At 36.3% G+C, this 2,172-nt stretch carries 2 protein-coding genes; one reads left to right on the top strand and one right to left on the bottom strand.

What is annotated here, in order from left to right; genetic code table 11:
* Positions 1–98 precede the first annotated feature (98 nt).
* Positions 99–1,667: a metallophosphoesterase gene (locus VB694_RS11295; protein WP_323360414.1), complete on the top strand. Its 1,569-nt coding sequence runs from the start codon at positions 99–101 to the stop codon at positions 1,665–1,667.
* A 22-nt stretch (positions 1,668–1,689) separates the two neighbouring features.
* Here VB694_RS11295 and VB694_RS11290 read toward each other — a convergent pair.
* The coding region (locus VB694_RS11290; RefSeq protein WP_323360413.1) for a hypothetical protein at positions 1,690–2,172 on the bottom strand (483 nt) is incomplete at its 5' end.

The following is a 2,172-nucleotide window of genomic DNA, read 5'->3' as shown; positions in this document are numbered from 1 at the left end:
GATTTTTTCAAAATTTAAATCGGATCACTATATAATACTTGATAATAAAAGATTGACTAATTCGTTAAAATCAGCTTAGAGTTTAGCTTATTTCAGCTATGAAATTAATTTCTGAACCATCGGTTCCTGTAAAAATTCAAAAGATGAAACAACGGGTGCGATGGCAGCATCCTAGTATTCAGCAACGAGGAATTGACCAAACTTCCATGATTTTAGATGATGGCAGGCAAGAAAATCCAGATTTCTCGTTTATGGTAATTGGTGATAGTGGAACTAAATCCCATTATGGTTTTCATCCTCAACGTCAAGTTGCCCAAATGATGTTAAATCATAGTGATGATTGCCGATTTGTTTTACATACTGGTGATGTAATTTATGTAGTGGGTTCTCGTGAATATTATCCAGCCAATTTTATTGAACCTTATCGCGAATTTTTGGTAGGTGGTGAAAATCCCAAAAATATTGCTTATGACCAGATGGTTTTTAAGTTACCAATTTTGCCAGTTTTAGGTAATCATGATTATTATGATATTCCTTGGTTATATCGCTTAATTACTGGTTCGACTTTGCCTTTGCGTCGGATGTTACGTTATAGAGATATTGAAATTGGTTGGCATGGTTCAAATCAAGGAGATGCTTATACAAGGGCATTTATTGATTACTTAGCTGCTCTTTCTCCAGCAGAGTTAGAACATCATTTAGATGCACATTATATTGCTAAAAATGATAGAGAAAAATGTTTGCATTACGAACCGGGAAAATTTACCCGTTTACCTAATCGGTATTATACGTTTCGTTATGGCGGGATTGATTTTTTTGCTCTCGATTCTAATACTTTTAATACTCCAGAACCTCTACCAGAAAACCAAGCAGCAGATATTCGTCGGGAGTTGTTACAGCTGCGTCAAAAGTTAGAACAAGAAGAGTTACAAATCTTAGCAGATTGTGAAAAATTAGATTCTGAAAATCCCGCAGATTCTGAACAACTCGCAGATTTAGGTGCTAAAGTAGACCAACTTAATGAAGTGAAGATTGATATTGAAAAGCAATTAGAAACTCATACTCCTGATGATGTTGATTTTGAACAACTGGATTGGTTGCGAAATCGGTTGATTGAGTCTTGGCAAAATTCAGAAGTGCGGGGAAGGGTAATCTTTTTTCATCATCCTCCTTATGTAACAGAAGCAACCAAATGGCATCAAGGACAAACTTTAGCTGTACGTCATCGTTTGCGAGGAGTATTTGAGCAAGTAGCGGCAAGTTTGGGTCATATAACTGAAGGTAAACCGCTTGTAGATGTGATTTTCAACGGTCACGCGCATTGTTTGGAATATCTGCGGACAGTGAATACAGGATATGCTGATTCTTACATTAATTATATTGTCTGTGGTGGGAGTGGTCGTCGTCCCCGTCGTCAACGACAAGAAGGGACAGAACTGATGGAAACTTTTAATGATGTTGCTGATAATTCTACTCGCAAAGTTGCAGACTCTCTGCTGTATGTGGGACGCAGTGGTTACGGTTCTGAGCGGAAAAAACCTTATTCCTGTGTGCGGGTAGATGTAAAAGCGGGGTTTCCTGCTAAGTTTATAATTACACCACTAGTGACAGAATTAATAGAGGGGAAATGGTGTGATACTTTAGTAGCCGAAGGCATCGCTCTTTAGAACCAATTGTCATATAGTGGAGCTATTTTGATTGGGATGGAGATTGAGGACTAATAATTAGTTCAGGATTTTTCCTAATCCAATCACTTATTATAGGTTTCAGTATAAATGCTGGTGAAATTGGTTCTGAAGGAGGTGGAGGACAATTTACATTAGTTCCACCTTGTTGGTCAGGTTCAGGTTCTAAATATAAACATTTACTTAAACTTGAATTATTATAAGATGCAGTGATCTGTACTCTACCACCATTGTTATAATTATTACCCTGAGTAGGAACAATAAATGTAGAATTTCCTGTATTTTTTCCCACAGGAACAGTAATCTTCACTTTCTTTAAAACTTGATTAAAATACTTATCATCACTTGTAAGTGTGATGTCTACACTTCTAGTAACTGATTTTTTTAAAATAACAGTTACTCGTACAGGTGATCCCCTTTTTACTTTTATTAATGGGTTGAAAGATATATCATCTATTGTTATTACAGGTTCTGGAATATATGTAAC

The sequence above is a fragment of the Anabaena sp. UHCC 0451 genome (assembly GCF_034931405.1).
Classification (GTDB): domain Bacteria; phylum Cyanobacteriota; class Cyanobacteriia; order Cyanobacteriales; family Nostocaceae; genus RDYJ01.
Note: the sequence above shows the minus strand (reverse complement) of the source record. Positions and strands in the feature narration are given on the sequence as shown.

Excerpts from the sequence above, each read along its gene's own strand:
- VB694_RS11295 (WP_323360414.1), top strand. The coding sequence starts at position 99 with ATGAAATTAATTTCTGAACCATCGGTTCCTGTAAAAATTCAAAAGATG.